Here is a 16812-nt window from a genome sequence, read left to right as displayed (position 1 = left end):
CGGCAAAGCAAAACGCTTTTTATTATCGGTCCAAACAAGCGGTCCTGCAGGCGGGCCCGAGGAAAACGATGAGTTCGGTCGCGTCGGTGATGGCACTTCCGGGAGATGAGGTGTCTGGGGTCGTCGGCGTTGCGGACGACATCGACCTCCTGCGCGCGCAGCAATACGACCTCCTGGCTGCCTTGCTCGGCCGGGCGCCGGGTTCGGCGCTGCTCGCGGCACTCGCCGGGCTGAAAGAGGGCGATGGGGTTCTCGGCCGGCAGGTCGCGGCCCTGCGCCGTGCGGCGGCGGAGACCGATACGGACACGGTCGAGCGCGAGTACTTCGCGCTGTTCATCGGCGTCGGCCGCGGCGAACTCCTGCCATACGCTTCCTACTATCTCACCGGCTTTCTCAACGAGCGTCCGCTCGCCCGCGTGCGCGAGGATTTTTCCGCGCTCGGCATCGAGCGGGACGAATCGATGAGCGAGCCGGAGGATCATCTCGCGATCCTCCTTGAGGTGATGGCCGGGCTCGCGGCGGGGCGGTTCGAGGCGGAGCCCGGCATGCAGGCGCGCTTCTTCGCCCGGCACATCATGCCCTGGGCGGACCGTTTCTTCGCCGACCTGGAGAACGCGAAGGCGGGCCGGTTCTACCGCGCGGTCGGTGGGCTCGGCCGCGCCTTCATCGAGATCGAGGCGGAAGCCTTCGCCATGGAAGGCTGAAAGGCTTCTCCGTCGTGACAAATGGAATCGAGGCGCGTTGCCCCCAAGCAGGCAGCCGCCGGAGGAGACGAGGGTGATGCGACAGGATCCGAAGACGCTCGGTCGTCGCCAGTTCTTTCGGGCGCTCGGCGGCAGCACGGTGGCCGCCGCGGCGGCCGTCGCCTCGCCGATGGGGGCGACCGAAGCGCAGGCCTACGATCCGGGTAACGACGAGACCAAGGCCCGTTACCGGGAGAGCGACCATGTGAAGGCGTTCTACCGGACCAACGGCTACGAGACGCTCAAGAAGAACACCGATCCGGCTTCCACCGGTCCGAAGTGAGGCTGCCATGCTGATCAAGCGCAAGAGCGGCGACGCTGCTCGCACCAAGCACCAGGCCGTCGCCGCCGGCCTCGCCGCGGGCGTGCTCGACCGCCGCGCCTTCCTCCGCAAGTCCGGATTGACGGCCGGCGCGCTCGCCGCCGCCGGCACGATCCAGCTCGGCTCGGTGCGCAAGGCACAGGCCGCCGGCTCTTCGGCGGTCGGACCGGACACGGTCATCAAGAAGAACGTCTGCACCCACTGCTCGGTGGGCTGCACGGTGACGGCTGAGGTCGTCAACGGCGTCTGGGTCGGCCAGGAGCCGTCCTATGCGAGCCCGATCAACCGCGGCACGCACTGCGCCAAGGGCGCGGCGATCCGCGAACTCGTTTCCTCGGACCGCCGCCTGAAGTACCCGATGAAGCTCGAAGGCGGGCAGTGGAAGCGGATCTCGTGGGATCAGGCCTACGAGGAGATCGGCGACAAGCTCGCCGCCATCCGCGAGAAGAACGGCGCCGATTCGGTGTACTGGCTGGGCTCGGCCAAGTTCACCAACGAAGCCTCCTACCTGATGCGCAAGTTCGCCGCCCTGTGGGGCACGAACTCGATCGACCATCAGGCGCGCATCTGCCACTCGACCACGGTGGCGGGCGTGGCCAACACCTGGGGCTACGGCGCCCAGACCAATTCCTACAACGACATCCGCAACGCCAAGACGATGATCATCCTCGGCGGCAACCCCGCCGAAGCGCACCCGGTCTCCCTGCAGCACGTGCTGTCGGGCAAGGAGATCAACCGCGCAAACATGATCGTTATCGATCCGCGCTTCACCCGCACCGCGGCGCACGCCACGGAATACGTGCGCATCCGCTCCGGCACCGATATTCCGGTGGTGTGGGGCATCCTCTGGCACATCTTCCAGAATGGCTGGGAGGACAAGGAGTTCATTGCACAACGCGTCTACGCGATGGACGACGTGCGCAAGGAAGTCGCCAAGTGGACGCCCGACGAGGTCGAGCGGGTCTCCGGCGTGCCGGGCGAGCAGCTCAAGCGCGTGGCGGAAACGTTCGCCAAGGAGAAGCCCGCCACCTTGATCTGGTGCATGGGCGCGACCCAGCACACGGTCGGCACTGCCAACGTGCGCGCGCTGTGCATCCTGTGTCTGGCCACCGGCAATGTCGGCAAGCCAGGCACCGGCGCCAACATCTTCCGCGGCCACACCAACGTGCAGGGCGCGACGGATCTGGGCCTCGATGTGACGTCGCTGCCGCTCTATTACGGCCTCGTCGAGGGCGGCTGGCGCCACTGGGCCCGCGTCTGGGACGTGGAGTACGACTGGCTGCAATCGCGCTTCGATGAGGTTCCGGCGAAGGGCGGCCGCAAGGCGCGCACCCGCAAGGAGAACATGGAGGCGCCCGGCATCACTTCGACCCGCTGGTTCGATGCCGTGAACCTGCCGGCCGAGCAGGTCGATCAGCGCAGCCCGATCAAGGCGTTCATGGTGTTCGGCCACGGCGGCAACACCGTGACCCGCATGCCCGAAGCCATCGACGGCATGAACAAGCTGGAGCTGCTGGTCGTCGCCGACCCGCACCCGACCACCTTCGCCGCGCTCGATGCCCGGCAGGACAACACCTACCTCCTGCCGATCTGCACCTCGCTCGAGATGGACGGCTCGCGCACCGCCTCGAACCGCTCGATCCAGTGGGGCGAGCAGATCGTGAAGCCGGCCTTCGAGTCGAAGAACGACTACGAAGTCCTCTACCGTCTCGCGCAGAAGCTCGGCTTTGCCGACAAGCTCTGCAAGAACATCAAGGTCGTCGACGGCATTCCCGATGCGGAAGACATCCTGCGGGAGATCAACCGCGGCGGCTGGTCGACGGGCTATTGCGGCCAGTCGCCGGAGCGGTTGAAGGCGCATATGCGCAACCAGCACAAGTTCGACCTCGTGACGCTGCGTGCGCCCAAGGACGATCCGGAGGTCGGCGGCGATTACTACGGCCTGCCCTGGCCGTGCTGGGGCAAGCCGGAGCTGCGCCATCCAGGCTCGGCGATCCTGTACAACACGAGCCTCCACGTGAAGGAAGGCGGCGGCGGCTTCCGCGCGCGGTTCGGAACCGAGCGCAACGGCCAGACCTTGCTTGCCGAGAATTCCTTCTCGAAGGGCTCCGACCTGACGGACGGCTATCCCGAGTTCACCTTCGGGGTGTTCAAGAAACTGGGCTGGGACAAGGATCTGACCCCGGACGAACTCGCGACGATCCTCAAGATCGGCGGCGAGAAGCCCGACACCGTGAGCTGGGCGACCGACCTCTCGGGCGGCATCCAGCGCGTCTGCCTCGACCACGGCGTCTCGCCCTTCGGCAACGGCAAAGCCCGGGCCAATGCCTGGAACCTGCCCGACCCGGTGCCGGTGCACCGCGAGCCGGTCTACTCGCCCCGCCCCGATCTCGTGGCGAAGTACCCGACCCGGCCCGACGAGCGGCAGTTGCGCATGCCGAATATCGGCTTCTCGGTGCAGAAGTCGGTGGTGGACCGCGGCGTCGCCAAGGACTTCCCGATCATCCTCACCTCCGGTCGCCTTGTGGAATACGAGGGCGGCGGCGAGGAGACCCGTTCGAACCCGTGGCTCGCCGAGCTGCAACAGGACATGTTCGTCGAGATCAACACCGGGGATGCGGCTGCGCGCGGCATCAAGGACGGTCAGTGGGTCTGGGTGAGCGGGCCTGAGAACAGCTCCAAGGCCAAGGTGAAGGCGCTGGTGACCGACCGTGTCGGAAAGGGCGTGGCGTTCATGCCCTTCCACTTCTCCGGTTGGTACCAGGGCAAGGACATGCGCGACTACTACCCGAAGGGCACCGACCCGGTAGTGCTCGGCGAGAGCGTGAACACCGTGACGACCTACGGCTTCGATCCTGTGACGGGCATGCAGGAAACGAAGTGCACCCTGTGCCAGATCGCAGCGGCCTGAGAGGAACCGAACCATGGCCCGGATGAAGTTCCTCTGTGATGCGGATCGCTGCATCGAGTGCAACGCCTGCGTCACCGCCTGCAAGAACGAGCACGAGGTGCCGTGGGGCATCAATCGCCGCCGCGTCGTCACCCTCAACGACGGCAAGCCCGGCGAGCGCTCAGTCTCGATGGCCTGCATGCACTGCACCGACGCACCCTGCGCGGCGGTGTGCCCGGTGAACTGCTTCTACACCACGGCCGATGCCGTGGTGCTGCACTCCAAGGACATCTGCATCGGCTGCGGCTACTGCTTCTACGCCTGCCCGTTCGGCGCGCCGCAATATCCGCGCGTCGGCAACTTCGGTTCGCGCGGCAAGATGGACAAGTGCACCTACTGCTCAGGCGGCCCCGAGCCCGATTTCTCGACCGCCGAGTACGAGAAGTACGGCTCGAACCGCCTCGCGGAAGGCAAGCTGCCGCTCTGCGCCGAGATGTGCTCCACCAAGGCGCTGCTCGCAGGCGACGGCGAGATGATCGCCGAGATCTACAAGCAGCGGGTGATCAAGCGCGGCTACGGCTCCGGCGCCTGGGGCTGGAAGACGGCCTACCGCGAGACCGTCGCGATCTGAGCCTGTGTCGAGCGCGGATATCCGGGTCCGCGCTCGCGAGCTGTGACTACCCTTCGAAAGGAACGCCGATGCGGCGGGCGACGACCTTCCTCAGCACCCTCCTTCTGGCGGCGATGCTCCTCGCGGTGCCCGGCGCCCTCGGTCCGGTGTGGGCGCAGAACCCGATCCAAGCCGACGGCCAGAACCCGATGGGCGCCCGGCCGACCGCGGATTCGGTCAATGAGGAATTCCTGTTCAAGCAGGAATCCAAGATCCGCGGCCGGGTCTCGATTCCCGACGGCAAGTCGGCCAACCTGATCCAGCCGCAGGGCCGTGAGTATCAGAACTTCCGCGAACGCTGGCTCCCGTGGATCGGTGCGCTCACCATCCTCGGCATGCTGGCCGCGCTCGGCGCGTTTTTCCTGTTCCGCGGCCGGATCATGATGGAGCACAGCCAGGAATCGGGAAAGAAGATCCTGCGCTTCAACGCGTTCGAGCGCTTCACCCACTGGATGACGGCTTTGTGCTTCATCATCCTGTCGCTGTCGGGCCTGAATTACATCTTCGGCAAGCGGCTGCTGATGCCGCTGATCGGACCGGAGGCGTTCGGCGCCATCGCGCAATGGGCCAAGTACAGCCACGTTTACCTCGCGTGGCCGTTCATGCTCGGCGTGGCCTTCATGTTCGTCCTCTGGATCCGCGACAACATCCCGAACCGGGTCGATTGGGCCTGGATCAAGGCCGGCGGCGGCTTCATCGGCAAGGGTCATCCCCACGCCGCCCGCTTCAATGCCGGTCAGAAGGGTGTGTTCTGGATGGTCGCCGGCTTCGGCGCGGCCATGGCCGCCACCGGCCTGATGATGCTGTTCCCCTTCGCGCTCACCGACATCAACGGGATGCAGGTGATGCAGGTGATCCACTCCGTGATCGGAATCGTGTTCATTGCGGGCATCCTCGCCCACATCTACATCGGCACGCTCGGCATGGAGGGCGCCTACGACGCCATGGGCAGCGGCAAGGTCGATCTCGCCTGGGCGCGCGCGCACCATGACCTCTGGGTCGAGCGGGAGGAGGCGCGCACCGGCAGCGGACCGCAGCTCAAGGGCCATCCTGCACCCGCGGAGTGATGAGAGGGGGAGACCGGCGGCGCGGTCCGGTCTTTACCGTTGAACAACAGGGCCAACCGCGCTGACCGAGGCTCATGCCTCCAGGGAAGACACGACCATGAAAGCCTTCCTCGCCGCCGTGATTGCCGCCATCGCCCTCGGGGTGCTGGCGATGTTCGCGCTCACCAGCAATCAGAAGTTTGCCTATCAGGCGTTCGCGACCTCCGGGGCGCGGGTGTCGGAGCCCGGCACTAACCTAGTCGGTCCCCGCTGGAACGGCGATCCGAAGCCGGACGAGTACAACGGCGAGCCCCACGGCAAGGCCGAGGGTGAAGCGTCGCACCCGAAGCGCTCCTGAGCGAACCTCAAAAACACGATACCGAAATCGAGGGAGTGAGCCCGATGAAGCCTTCGCCGATCATCCGGCACCTCGCCTGCGGCCTCGCGGCCTGTGCGCTTCTCGCCGGCACCGCCATGGCTCAGGATGCGAGTTCGAGCGCGCCGGCCGCGCAGCAGGCATCGGGCAAGCCGGCCAATCTCTGCCAGGAACTGGTGGCGTTCGTGAAGCAGCCGGAGCCGGCCAACAAGGCTGCGGCGACGCCGCCGCAGCAGGCCACCGCCGTCTCGAACCCCTCCGGTAAGACCGAGGGCGGCAAACCGGCGGATGGCGGTGAACCTCAGAAGACGTCGGGCCTCAGCGGCTCCGTCAGCGAGACCGGCAACGGGCCCACACCGGGCCCCGCCACCGGCAACCTGGCGGACAACCCGAACGCCAAGGCGAACGCGGCGGCCAAGAGCCCGCCTCCCCCGGCGGCGCCCGCCCCGGCCCCGAAGCCGGACCCGGCAACGGTGGAGAAGCTCGAAGCCGCGGCCGGCGCCAACGATTTTGCCGGCTGCCGCGAAGCCGCCCGGTCCATGCGTGTGGCTGGCGTCGTTCTCCCCCCGCCCCTGCTCGCGCTCGCGGCGTTGGATCTCAGGTTCTTTCAGCCGTAGGAACGGAGGCGGAGCCGCTAGGCTCCGCCTCCGGTCAGGCAGCGCCCTGCAGCGGTGCCACTGGGTTGGCGACGGGCGCCGGCTTCTCCGCACCGCCGCGGACCAGCGCGATCATCAGCGCCGTGAGCGTGAGCAGATCGCAGGTCAGGCCGAAGACGGAGCCGACCAGCGTGTTGTGGATCGCCCAGCACGAAGACGCGCCGAGAAAGAAGCGGCGCATGGATTGTGAATTCCCCTGAAGCCGTGCCGTCGTCGCCAGCAGCGAGCCGAGCCCGGCGCAGGCCGAGGGCCATCCGCTCCAGGTCGCGAGCGTGAGGCAGAGGGCGACGAGACTGCTCGCCAGGAACAGTGGGGCGACCCAGGCTGCCCTGAAATCGGGCCCGATCCAGCGGGCCGCCACCACGCTCTGCATCACCGAAACGAGGCACATCGCTGTGCCGGTCTGTGCGCCGAGCCGCAGGAAGTGCCCTGCGAAGCAAGCCGAGCAAGCCGCCGAAGTGAAGAGGATCAAACTTCGCCGCGGCATCATTCCACCGGCAAAGCCCAGGCAGAGCCCAAGGCTTCCAAACAGGTCGAGGTGTTCACGCGCGGCATTCCACGCGAGGGAAGCGAGATCTGCGGGGGACATGAGAAGGGTCTCGAACGACGCGTTCGCTATTCGTGTGTGACGGGCGCTCTGTTGACGCTTGGTCTTCACTCTTCCTTCGCGACCTTTGCGGTTCGCCGCGAAAGCAGTGCCGACTGCGCGTAGAGCCGCACGGGTCTTGCCCGTTGCGCTATTCCTGCGTGGTAACCGGTTCGTTAACGCGACGATAACGGGACGTTGGCGTGGCACCGGCGCCTCACCTGTGGAGCGAGCACCGTTGCCCGCCCAGTGAGAATGAACGTTCATTGACACGAGAATGAACGTTCACTATCAAGCTCTCGGCAGCGTAGGAGTTGGGCCATGAGCATGGTTGTAGGTGACCGGGCGTCTTTCCCTCGCGCCGTTGGGCCGGAGGGCTTCAGCCCGGCGCGGTGGTTCAAGGCGGTCTGCACGCCGGCGAACCTGCTCGTCTGCGCCGTCGTGGCATTCGGCTGGTTCGCGCTGCTCGGCTGGACCGGGGCCGGTCCGGATGGCTGGCAGGCCCGCCTCTGCGCCGATCTCGACCTTCAGCCGCGCTCCTGCGCCGCCGTGCAGCTTCTCAGCGAGCCGAGCCGCACCGCCGCCACGGACACCGTAGGAACCACGTCATGAGTGCAGCGGCCGGCGCCGTCATCGACGCCCGGAGCGGACAGGCGGCCCGGCGCGAGCACATTCTCGACGCTGCCGAAGCCTGCTTCGTCCGCAACGGGTTCCACCGCACCACGATGCAGGATCTTGCCCGCGAGGCGGTGATGAGCCCCGGCAACATCTACCGCTACTTCGATTCCAAGGAGGCCGTCGTCCTCGGGCTGGCCGAGCGCGACCGCGAGCGCGGTGCCGTCCTCGTCGAGGCGATGGAGCGGGCTGGCGACAGGCGGGCCGCGCTGATGGGCGTGCTCGCCCGCTTCTTCCTCGACCTCAGCCGCGGGGCGGCGATCCTGCGCCTCGACGTCTGGGCGGAGTCGAGCCGCAATGCGGCCATCGGCGCCATGGTCGCCTGCGGCGACGAAGAGGGTCGGACCTGGCTCATCACGATGTTCGACGCGATCAAGACCTCGCCCGAGTGCGACTCGGCCGCCCTGTTCGATGCCGTCGCCCCGCTGATGAAAGGCATCATTGTGAGCCGTGCGCTGAGCGCCGATTACGATGCCGGCCCGGCCGTGGCGCAGCTTCAGGCAGTGATCGATGCCGGCCTGTCCGGTCCGTTCCCCCTCCCCCGCCTCGATCTGGAGACCGGCCGATGAAACGCGTCCGGGCCCTCGCCCTCCCTGCCTTCCTGCTCGCCGCCGCGGGCCTCGCGCCGGCTCGCGCAGAGACCACCCCGCCCCCGTCGAAGACCGCCCCGGCGCCCACCGTCAGCGTGGTCGAGGCCGAGCGGCGCGAGATCATCGAGAGCGTGGTCGTGACCGGCACCCTGGTGCCGCGCGACGAGATCCTCGTGACCCCCGAGATCGACGGCTACCGCCTCGTCGAACTTTTGACCGAGGAGGGCATGCGCGTCGAGAAGGGGCAGGTGCTCGCCCGCCTCAACCGCGACCTGATCGACCGCCAGCTCGCGCAGCAAGGTGCGCTGATCGACAAGGTGAGCGCCGCCGTGCCGCAGGCGCAGAACAACATCGAGCAGGCCGAGGCCTCCGAACTCGAAGCGCGTCTGGCCCATGATCGCGCCAAGCAACTGATCCAGACCGGCATCACCACCGCGGCCGTCATGGAGAACCGCACCGCCGCCCTGCGGCAGGCGGAGGGCAAGCTCGCCTTCGCCCGCAACGGGTTGGCGATGGCCAAGGCCGAACTGGCGCAGGCCAAGGCGGTGCGCGACGAACTCGAATTGCGCCTTGCCCGCACCGAGATCCGCGCACCGGAAGCCGGCATCGTCAGCCGCCGCACGGCGCGGGTCGGCATGGCGACGTCCGCGTCGGCCGAGCCGCTGTTCCGGCTGATCGCCCGCGGCGAGATCGAACTCGAGGCCGAGGTCATCGAGACCAAGCTGCCGCTGCTGCGCGAGGGTGCCCCTGCCTTCATCGAGATCGGCGAGGGCGAGCGCGTCACGGGCAACGTCCGCGCGGTCTACCCGGAGGTCGATCGCGCGAGCCGGCTCGGAAAGGTCCGCGTCCGCCTCGATCCCGATCCGCGCCTGCGCATCGGCACCTTCGCCCGCGGCGGCGTCGAACTCGCCCGCACCCGCGGCGTCACGGTGCCCCAGGCCTCCGTTCTCTACGGCGGCGGCAAGCGCAGCTCCGTGCTCGTCGTCGCGGAGGACAAGGTCGAGTCCCGCGAGGTCCGCACCGGCCTGTCCGACGACGACGACATCGAGATCCGCTCCGGCCTTTCGGAAGGTGAGCGGGTCGTGGCCCGCGCCGGCAGCTTCCTGCGCGACGGCGACCGCGTCCGCCCGGTTCCGCTCGCGCGACCGGGCCAGACACCGGCCGCAATCTCCGTCGCGCCCTCGCCGCAGGCCACCGCCGACGCAGGCTCGCGCTGAGGCGGCTTGAGCCTCAGACCCATCGATCATCCATCTGACGGGTTGCCCCGATGCGCCTGAACATCTCCGCCTGGGCGATCCGCAATCCGATCGCGCCCCTCGTCCTGTTCCTCGTGCTGGTGGTGCTCGGCCTCGTCAGCTTCCGGGGACTCGCGGTCACCCGCATGCCGAACGTGGACGTGCCGATCGTCTCGGTGACGATCACGCAGGGCGGCGCCGCCCCTTCCGAGTTGCAGACCCAGGTCACGAAATGGGTCGAGGATTCGATTGCGGGCGTGCGCGGCGTCAAGCACATCACCTCGGCGATCACGGAAGGGTCCTCCGTCACCACGGTCGAGTTCCGGCTCGAGGTGAACACCGACCGGGCGGTCAACGACGTGAAGGATGCGGTCTCGAAGATCCGCATCAACCTGCCCCGTACCATCGACGAGCCGATCATCCAGCGCGTCGAGATCACCGGCCTGCCGATCCTCATCTACGGGGTGACATCCCCCGCAATGACCCCGGCCGACCTGTCGTGGTTCGTCGAGGACAAGGTGGCGCGCACGCTCCAGGGCGTGAAGGGCGTCGGCGGCGTCGAGCGTGTCGGCGGTGTTGCCCGCGAGATCCGCATCACTCCCCTACCCGACCGGTTGCTGGCGCTCGGCATCACCGCGGCGGACGTGAACCGACAGGTGCGCATCACCTCGGCCGACTTGGCCGGCGGACGCGGCGAGGTCGGCGGGCGCGAGCAGTCGATCCGCACGTTGGCCGCCTCGCGCACGATCCGCGACCTGAAGGCGACCTCCATCGTCTTGCCCGGCGGCCGCAAGGTCCGCCTCGACGACCTCGCCACGGTCGAGGATTTGATCGAGGAGCCACGCACCTTCGCCCGCTTTAACGGCGAATCCGTCGTCGCCTTCTCGGTCTCCCGCGGCTCGGGCGCGAGCGATGCCGAGGTTGCTGCGGGCGTCGAGAAGAAGATCGCCGAGTTCGCTCAAGGCTATCCCGACATCCAGTTCCAGGAGATCGATTCCTCGGTCGCGGCGACGCGGGGCAGCTACGCCTCGGCGATGCACACGCTGATGGAGGGCGCCGCCCTCGCCGTTATCGTGGTGTTCCTGTTCCTGCGCGACTGGCGCGCCACCCTGATCGCCGCGGTCGCTCTGCCGCTCTCCGTGCTTCCGACCTTCTGGGCGATGGATGCGCTGGGCTTCACCCTCAACGGGATCAGCCTGCTCGCGATCACGCTGGTCACGGGCATCCTCGTGGACGACGCCATCGTCGAGATCGAGAACGTGGTGCGCCACATGCGGATGGGCAAATCACCCTACCGCGCTTCGATCGAGGGCGCCGACGAGATCGGGCTTGCCGTCATCGCCATCACCGCGACCCTGATCGCGGTCTTCGCCCCCGTTTCCTTCATGGGCGGCATCGCCGGGCGCTACTTCATCCAGTTCGGACTCACCATCGCCGTGTCGGTGTTCATGTCGCTGCTGGTGGCACGCCTGATCACGCCACTCCTGGCCGCCTACTTCCTGCGCGACCACGGCCACGCGGAGGAGCGAGAGGGCCCGGTGATGCGCGGCTATACCCGCCTCGTCGGCTGGTCGGTGCGCCATAAGTGGATCACGCTGATGGTGGGGCTCGCGCTGTTTGCCGGCTCGATCGTCTCGACCAAGCTCCTGCCCTCGGGCTTCATCCCGAAGCAGGACAACGCCCGCACCCTGTTCATGATCGAGCTGGCTCCGGGCGCCCGCCTCCCCGACACCATCGCGGTTGCCGACCGCGTGGTCGAACGCATCCGTGCCCTGCCCGAGGTCACCTCGGTCTTCGTCGATGGCGGTCGTCAGGCCGGCGGCAAGAAGGAGACGCGGCTCGCCACGCTGATCGTGAATCTGAGCCCGAAATCCGAGCGCACGAAGCGCCAATGGACCATCGAATCCGAAGTCGCCGCCCTGCTGTCACAGGAGCCCGACATCCGCTCGTGGACCCTGCGTGACAGCGGCCAGCGCGACCTTGCCCTCGTCGTCAGCGGCCCCGACGTCGATGTGGTGACGGAGATCGCCGCACGGCTCCAGCGTGACATGGCTGCGATCCCGCACCTCGTCTCGGTGATGTCGACGGCACCGCTGAACCGCACCGAGGTGCGCATCCGCCCGAAGGCGGGTGCTGCGGCCGATCTCGGCGTCGCGACCGACGTGATCGCAGAAACCGTGCGGGTCGGCACCATCGGCGACATCGGCATCAATCTGGCCAAGTTCAACGCGGCGGACCGCCAAGTGCCGATCCGGGTGCAGCTCCCCGAGAGCGCCCGCGGCGCGATCGCACGGCTCGAAAACCTGAAGGTACCGGCCAAGAACGGAACGGCGGTGCCGCTCGCGGCGGTGGCCGACATCGAACTCGACCAGGGCCCCGGCGCGATCGAGCGCTACGACCGGGCGGTACGCGTGGCGGTCGAGGCCAACATGGAGGGCTCGGACGCGCTCGGCTCACTGATCGAGCAAGCGCTGGCGACACCGACGGCGAAAAGCCTGCCGCCGGGCGTGACCATCCGCCAGACCGGTGACGCCGAGATCATGCAGGAGGTCTTCTCCGGCTTCCTCATGGCGATGGGCGCCGGCATCATGATGGTCTACGCGGTGCTGGTGCTGCTGTTCGGTTCGTTTCTCCAGCCGCTCACGATCCTGTTCTCGCTGCCCCTCTCGATCGGCGGCGCCATCCTCGGCCTGCTGATCTGCCACATGCCGATCTCGATGCCGGTGGTGATCGGCCTCCTGATGCTCATGGGGCTGGTGACGAAGAACGCGATCATGCTCGTGGACTTCGCCGTCGAGGAGATGGCCCACGGCGTGGATCGCGTCACCGCCATCGTCGATGCCGGGCGCAAGCGGGCCCGGCCGATCGTGATGACCACGATTGCCATGGCCGCCGGCATGGTCCCCTCGGCCCTCGCGCTCGGCATCGGCGGCGAGTTCCGCGCGCCGATGGCTGTCGCCGTGATCGCCGGGCTCATCGTCTCGACCCTGCTCTCGCTGGTCTTCGTCCCCGCGGTGTTCCTTCTGATGGACAGCCTCGGCAGCAACATCGGCCGGCTGCTCAGCCGCTTCGTCGGCCCGCGCGATGAGGCCGAAGACGCCCCCACCCCGGCCGCACACCACGGCTGATCCACTCCGCATCGGCCCCGGCGATGGGCCGGGGCATGGCCCGAGGAGCCTTGATGACACCCATCCTGACACGCTTCGCCACGGCGGCGATCGCCGCGCTGGCCGCATTCGCCTGCATGAGTCCGGATATGGCCAAGGCCGCCGACCCGACCGGGATCTGGCTCACCGAGGACGGGCGCGCCCGCGTCCGCACGGAGCATTGCGGCAGCGACGGCCGTCACCTGTGCGGCTACGTGGTGTGGCTGCAGAAGCTTGAGGGCGAGGACGGCAAGCCGCGGACCGACCGCTACCATCCAGACGCGCGTCGGCAGGCGCGGACGATCCTCGGCCACCAAATGCTGCTCGGGCTCAAGCCGAATTCAGAGGGGCGCTTCGAGGGCAAGATCTACAACGGCGACAACGGCAAGGCTTACGACGTCACCGTCTGGAGCGAGACGCCGACCGAACTCTCGGTGAAGGGCTGCATGCTCGCGGTGTTCTGCGGCTCGCAGGTCTGGACGCGGGTCAGCGACGTGCCGCCGGGACAGCTCCAGGCGGCGACCGACGCACCGGGCGGGCCGCGCGCCGATCCCGAATGGGCAGCCAAGCCCGCACCGGGGACAGGTCCGAAGGGCCGCACGCCGGACGGGCAGAAGACCGCGCCGCGATAGAGTTTCGCGCATCCCGTATGGATGCCCCGCCATCGCGTCGCTTCTTCCGGAAGCGCGCGGTACGCCGGCCGGCCCGTGCACTGCCCCCTCGCACGAGCCGGCCGGTTGTCCATTCCAAGATGTGACCCCCGAGCCGTGCACCGCCACAGGCAATGACGCGCCTCGGGTTTGTACTCCGACCGCTCAGATATCCCGGCCCTGATAGACGCCGGGCTCTTCGATGCGCCGTCCCCTCATCCGCTTGAGAACACGTCCATCGATGGCTGCAAGAGCGGCGCCGATGAGGGCCATGCCGACAGTGTGCCGAACATCCAGAGGCTCGCCCAGCACCAGGGCGCCGAGCAGGATGGCTGTCATCGGGATCAGAAAGGTGACGAGCAGGAGATTGGTCGCCCCGGCCGTCGCCAGCAGGCGGAAGTAGAGCCAGTATGCGAGCGCGGTGGAAAGCACCGCGATTCCGAGCACCGCGCCCCATACGGCCACGCCTGGCATCGGCAGCGTCCACGGCCGGTCCACCAGCAACGCCACGGGCAGAAGCACGAGCGTGGATGCCGTCACCTGGCCGGTCGCGGTGGCGAGCGGCGGGATGCTCATGCGCTGGAAGCGCCGCCCGAAGACGCCGGCCAGGGCGTAGGATAGGGCTGCGCCGAGCACCGCGAGTTGCGCCAGGAGATGGCTCCCTTGGTCGGCGAACGCCCCGGCGCCGATCATCACGGCCACACCCAGGAGGCCGGTGAGCGCCCCCGCCATCCGGCTTCCGGTCATCCGCTCGTCGGACGTCAGCAGGTGGGCGACGACGACGGTGAAGAGCGGTGTCGTGGCGTTGAGGATGGCTGCGAGCCCCGAGGCGATCTGCGTCTGTCCCCAGACGATGAGGCAGAAGGGCACGACGTTGTTGAGGAGCCCCATCCGGAAGAAGGCAATCCAGACGTCGCGGCCGCGAGGCAGGCGGATGCCGGCCAGAGGCAGGGCGGCATTGAGGATCAGCGCGGCCAATCCGACGCGTAGGACGACGAGCGTCAGAGGCGGCAGCGCGGACAGTGCCACACCCGCGAAGAAGAACGATCCGCCCCAGAGCACGGACAATCCGAGCAGCATCGCCCATTCGAACGGGGACATGGTGCGGTTGACGACGGTTGGCATGGGCAAACTCCGGCAAGTCCGAGCCCTTGCCTACGGCTCCATCCGGACGCCGCGCTTCCCGCTTCCTGCTTTCGAATCCCCGGGCGCTGCCACGGGCGCGATGCTTCGGAACGGCCGGAGCAACGCCTACCGCGACCGGTCGAGCAGCCCCGAGACCACGCGGGCGGTGTAGTCCACCATCGGCACGATGCGGGAATAGTTGAGCCGCGTCGGGCCGATCACGCCGACGACACCGACGATCTTCTGCGCGCTGTCGCGGAAGGGGGCGGCGATCATTGAGGAGCCGGAGAGCGAAAACAGCTTGTTCTCCGAGCCGATGAAGATGCGCACGCCGTCGCCCTGCTCCGCCCGCGCCAGCAGCTCGATCACATCCTTCTGCGTCTCGAGGTCGTTGAACAGCAAGCGGATGCGCTCCAAGTCTTCGGCCGCGCGCAGGTCGTCCAGAAGGTTGGCCTGCCCCCGCACGATGAGCTGGCGCGCCTCGGACGGGCCGACCGTGGTGGCGAGCCCGGCATCGACCAATCGCTCGGTCAGAGTGTCGAGCTCCCGCTTCATCTCCGTGCGGCCGTTCTCGATATCGGCACGCAGGGTATCGAGGGTGCGGCCCCGCAGGCGGGCGTTGAGGAAGTTCGAGGCCTCCTGCAGCGCCCCCGCCGGCAGGCCCGGCGGAAGATCGACGAGGCGGTTCTCCACCGTTCCGTCGATCGAGACCAGAACCACGAGCGCGCGCTCGGCATCGAGCCGCACGAACTCCACATGCTTGAGCCCGGCATCGACCTTGGTGGTCAGCACAACGCCCGCCCCGCGGGAGATGCCCGACAGCAGCGAGGACGCCTCGGCCAGGGCCGAATCGAAGGTGTGACGCGAGGCTGCCGCCTGCATCTGCGCCTCGATGCGCGCCTTCTCGGCGAGATCGACATCGCCGATCTCCATCATCGCATCGACGAAGAAGCGCAGGCCCAGCTCCGTCGGCAGGCGCCCGGACGATGTGTGAGGTGCAAAGATCAGTCCGGAATGCTCCAGATCCGCCATCACGTTGCGGATCGAGGCCGGAGACAGGCTCATCGGCAGGATGCGCGCGAGATTGCGCGACCCTACCGGCTCGCCGGTGGTGACGTAGCTCTCGACGATCTGCCGGAAGATTTCTCGGGCACGCTCGTTGAGGGCGGCGAGCGCTTGGGGTTGCGGATTCACGATGGGCTGTAGAGCCTCGATCAAGGGAAGAGGAACCTGGCGCATGCAGGACCCTGACAAACGAGTGTGAGCGCTTGGGCGCCGCCGATCAATCCTATCGTGCCGCGACGCGACCGACGAAGGACGGACGGTGCCCAGCCGGCAAACGACACCCTGCACGAGTTCGGCCGGGAAATCATAGGGATCATTCTGCCTCCCCGAGTCGTTTGGTAAGCAGGGCGGCGGTTCGAACCGCGATCCGCGGCCCCCTCACCCGAGTAAAGATGGAGCCTCCGATAGTGCTGACTGGCGCACGAAAGACCATGGTCAAGGTCGCCGCACTGGCGATCGCGGTCACCGGCTTGAGCCTCGCTTCGGCGCCCCGCGCTGCGCAGGCTGCCCCGCTCCCGATCCAAACCGAGGCGACCGCGCCGACCGGTGAGATGATCGAGCAGGCGCAGTACCGCCGTGATCGCCGCCACTACCGCCGCCACATGCGTCACCGTGGCCATTGGCACCGCCATCACCGGTTCGGCGGCCCGCGCCATCATCACCACCGCCGTCACTGGAATCACCGCCGCTGGTGATCGGCCGGAAGGTCGTTTGAAGGGCCGCCGTCGCGAGACGGCGGCCTTTTTCATGCCGGAGGCTCTCCGAGCGAAAAGGGGCATGTCCATCGCTCGAAGCCGCCCGAGGGGCTTCATGGCGCAAGGCGCGCCGCGCGGAGCGGGCTTTTCGGGACTTCGGTCCTGAGACGCTTCGAGCGAAGCGAGAGCCTCGGCCCGCAGAGACGGGCGCCGGCAACTGAGGCTGGCAAGGAATCCAGGGCCATCGCCTTCAGGCGGATCGCCCTGGGACAAGCCGGGCGGCGGTTGCCGCCAGGGCTGGCAGCGCCTAAGAGCCCGGGCTTCGATTTTCGAAACGGGAGC

The 16812-nt window shown here is 67.8% G+C and carries 16 protein-coding genes; 13 read left to right on the top strand and 3 right to left on the bottom strand.

Translation table 11 applies throughout. The features are described 5' to 3' along the window. Window positions 1–68 precede the first annotated feature (68 nt). The 7 genes from J2W78_RS02625 to J2W78_RS02595 all read left to right on the top strand — a co-directional run bounded on the left by J2W78_RS02625 (window position 69) and on the right by J2W78_RS02595 (window position 6664). Window positions 69–704, top strand: coding sequence for a TorD/DmsD family molecular chaperone (locus tag J2W78_RS02625; RefSeq protein WP_253367768.1), 636 nt, complete (start codon window positions 69–71; stop codon window positions 702–704). 76 nt (window positions 705–780) lie between these two features. Then, on the top strand, window positions 781–1026 hold the full coding sequence (locus tag J2W78_RS02620) for a formate dehydrogenase (protein WP_003601742.1): 246 nt from the start codon (window positions 781–783) through the stop codon (window positions 1024–1026). Window positions 1027–1033: 7 nt separating this feature from the next. Next, window positions 1034–3976, top strand: coding sequence for a formate dehydrogenase subunit alpha (locus J2W78_RS02615; protein ID WP_253367767.1), 2943 nt, complete (start codon window positions 1034–1036; stop codon window positions 3974–3976). Between the two features lie 13 nt (window positions 3977–3989). Further along, a complete protein-coding gene (fdh3B, locus tag J2W78_RS02610) occupies window positions 3990–4586 on the top strand; it encodes a formate dehydrogenase FDH3 subunit beta (protein ID WP_003605051.1) in 597 nt (198 codons plus the stop codon). Window positions 4587–4654: 68 nt separating this feature from the next. Then, the gene (locus tag J2W78_RS02605) at window positions 4655–5692 is read left to right on the top strand and encodes a formate dehydrogenase subunit gamma (protein WP_253367765.1); all 1038 of its coding nucleotides are present in this window, start codon (window positions 4655–4657) and stop codon (window positions 5690–5692) included. A 97-nt stretch (window positions 5693–5789) separates the two neighbouring features. Beyond that, on the top strand, window positions 5790–6029 hold the full coding sequence (locus J2W78_RS02600) for a hypothetical protein (protein WP_003605055.1): 240 nt from the start codon (window positions 5790–5792) through the stop codon (window positions 6027–6029). A gap of 44 nt (window positions 6030–6073) precedes the next feature. Further along, on the top strand, window positions 6074–6664 hold the full coding sequence (locus J2W78_RS02595) for a hypothetical protein (RefSeq protein ID WP_253367763.1): 591 nt from the start codon (window positions 6074–6076) through the stop codon (window positions 6662–6664). A 34-nt stretch (window positions 6665–6698) separates the two neighbouring features. Here J2W78_RS02595 and J2W78_RS02590 read toward each other — a convergent pair whose 3' ends face one another. Further along, entirely contained in the window at window positions 6699–7292 is a 594-nt protein-coding gene (locus J2W78_RS02590) for a YgjV family protein (protein ID WP_253367761.1), read from the bottom strand. Between the two features lie 318 nt (window positions 7293–7610). On the opposite strand from J2W78_RS02590, the gene J2W78_RS02585 reads away from it, so the two are divergent. From J2W78_RS02585 to J2W78_RS02565, 5 genes are read left to right on the top strand one after another with little or no spacing between them, the layout of a single operon-like run. After that, a complete protein-coding gene (locus J2W78_RS02585; protein WP_253367759.1) occupies window positions 7611–7901 on the top strand; it encodes a hypothetical protein in 291 nt (96 codons plus the stop codon). Beyond that, window positions 7898–8533, top strand: a complete 636-nt coding sequence (locus tag J2W78_RS02580) for a TetR/AcrR family transcriptional regulator (RefSeq protein WP_253367757.1) — start codon at window positions 7898–7900, stop codon at window positions 8531–8533. Before J2W78_RS02585 ends, J2W78_RS02580 begins: the two co-directional genes overlap by 4 nt. Further along, complete coding sequence (locus tag J2W78_RS02575) at window positions 8530–9771, top strand: efflux RND transporter periplasmic adaptor subunit (protein ID WP_253367756.1); 1242 nt, start codon at window positions 8530–8532, stop codon at window positions 9769–9771. Before J2W78_RS02580 ends, J2W78_RS02575 begins: the two co-directional genes overlap by 4 nt. A gap of 50 nt (window positions 9772–9821) precedes the next feature. Further along, window positions 9822–12917: an efflux RND transporter permease subunit gene (locus tag J2W78_RS02570; protein ID WP_253367754.1), complete on the top strand. Its 3096-nt coding sequence runs from the start codon at window positions 9822–9824 to the stop codon at window positions 12915–12917. Window positions 12918–12970: 53 nt separating this feature from the next. Further along, window positions 12971–13567 (top strand): DUF2147 domain-containing protein, encoded by a 597-nt coding sequence (locus J2W78_RS02565; protein WP_253367752.1) that lies wholly within the window; start codon window positions 12971–12973, stop codon window positions 13565–13567. 183 nt (window positions 13568–13750) lie between these two features. On the opposite strand, the gene J2W78_RS02560 is transcribed toward J2W78_RS02565, so the two are convergent. Together J2W78_RS02560 and hrcA are read right to left on the bottom strand one after the other, a co-directional pair. Then, complete coding sequence (locus J2W78_RS02560) at window positions 13751–14710, bottom strand: DMT family transporter (RefSeq protein ID WP_253367749.1); 960 nt, start codon at window positions 14708–14710, stop codon at window positions 13751–13753. Window positions 14711–14836: 126 nt separating this feature from the next. Then, window positions 14837–15949, bottom strand: coding sequence for a heat-inducible transcriptional repressor HrcA (gene hrcA / locus J2W78_RS02555; RefSeq protein ID WP_253367747.1), 1113 nt, complete (start codon window positions 15947–15949; stop codon window positions 14837–14839). A gap of 218 nt (window positions 15950–16167) precedes the next feature. On the opposite strand from hrcA, the gene J2W78_RS02550 reads away from it, so the two are divergent. Further along, the gene (locus J2W78_RS02550; protein WP_253367745.1) at window positions 16168–16470 is read left to right on the top strand and encodes a hypothetical protein; all 303 of its coding nucleotides are present in this window, start codon (window positions 16168–16170) and stop codon (window positions 16468–16470) included. Window positions 16471–16812: the final 342 nt, after the last annotated feature.

It is taken from the genome of Methylorubrum extorquens, from assembly GCF_024169925.1.
Classification (GTDB): Bacteria; Pseudomonadota; Alphaproteobacteria; order Rhizobiales; family Beijerinckiaceae; genus Methylobacterium; species Methylobacterium extorquens_A.
The sequence above is the reverse complement of the archived record's forward strand: the minus strand, read 5'-3'. Positions and strand labels throughout refer to the sequence as shown.